At 24.2% G+C, this 1,166-nt stretch carries 2 protein-coding genes; one reads left to right on the top strand and one right to left on the bottom strand.

Features of this window, described 5'->3' with window-relative positions:
* Window positions 1-412, bottom strand: a 412-nt coding sequence (locus CD147_RS11920; protein ID WP_169926905.1) for a serine hydrolase, incomplete at its 3' end; no start/stop codon positions are given.
* Window positions 413-518: 106 nt separating this feature from the next.
* On the opposite strand from CD147_RS11920, the gene CD147_RS11915 reads away from it, so the two are divergent.
* Window positions 519-1,166, top strand: a 648-nt coding sequence (locus CD147_RS11915; protein ID WP_276308081.1) for a M56 family metallopeptidase, incomplete at its 3' end; no start/stop codon positions are given.

The raw sequence follows: 1,166 nt of genomic DNA, 5'->3' as shown, positions 1-1,166 counted from the left end.
AGATGTGTATAAGAGACAGGTTTATAATTTTATTGTTTGCTGTATTATCACTATACTTCATTGAAGCCTCAATAAGTTCTTTTAAAGTGATATCTTTTCCTACATATTTTTCTAAAATAGGAGAATAAGCAACTATATCATCTTTGTTAATATGTACTTTTTTATTTAACTTATTATAAGGTACTTGTTCTAACAAAATAGCACTATTTATCGCTTTTGAAGTTGAAGCATAGGCAAATCTCTTATCGGCATTAAATTTTACTTCCTTACCACTTTTAGTATCTAATGCATAGACACCAATATTAGCATTATATTTCTTTTCTAAATTATTTAACTCTTTAGCATGTGAACTGGTTGAATTACATGCACTTAAAACTAAAGCAATTGCAATTAAAAGTATTAACTTTTTCAAAATATACCCTCCAATATTACAGTTGTAATTTCTATAAATCAATAATATTACAATTGTAATATTCGCGTCAATAGTTTATTATAAATATTTGAAAGAAGGTGTTGAAATGGCTAAGTTATTAATAATGAGCATAGTAAGCTTTTGTTTTATATTTCTATTGTTATTATTTTTTAGGTACATATTAAAACGCTATTTTAATTATATGTTAAATTATAAAGTTTGGTATCTAACTCTTCTTGCAGGATTAATTCCTTTCATCCCTATTAAATTCTCTTTTTTTAAATTTAATAATTTGAATAATCAAGAGCCCACAGTTGAAAGTAATTCACACAATTTGAATCCTAACATAAATACCACTAAACCTGTTCATGAGTTTACAACAGACATCCATAAGTTTAATTGGGATTCAATAGATAATATCTGCACAGTTATTTGGATAGTTTTAGTTATTATTTTAAGTTTTAAATTTTTAAATTCTTTATTATATCTTAAGTATTTAAAGAAACAGTCACTTTATCTAAATGAAAAAGAAAAAGATAAAATAAACAAGATACTTTTCAATCATCAATATAAAAGAAATATTGTGATTCGAAAAGCAGAATCTATTCATTCTCCAATAACTTTTTGGTATGGAAAATATATTATTTTGATTCCCAGTTTATATTTTAAAAGTATAAATGACAAAAAACTAAAATATATAATATTGCACGAGTATGCTCATGCTAAAAACAGAGATACTTTGCATTTAATTATC

The organism is Staphylococcus devriesei (assembly GCF_002902625.1).
GTDB classification, from domain to species: domain Bacteria; phylum Bacillota; class Bacilli; order Staphylococcales; family Staphylococcaceae; genus Staphylococcus; species Staphylococcus devriesei.
This window is presented reverse-complemented; position numbering and strand designations above follow the sequence as displayed.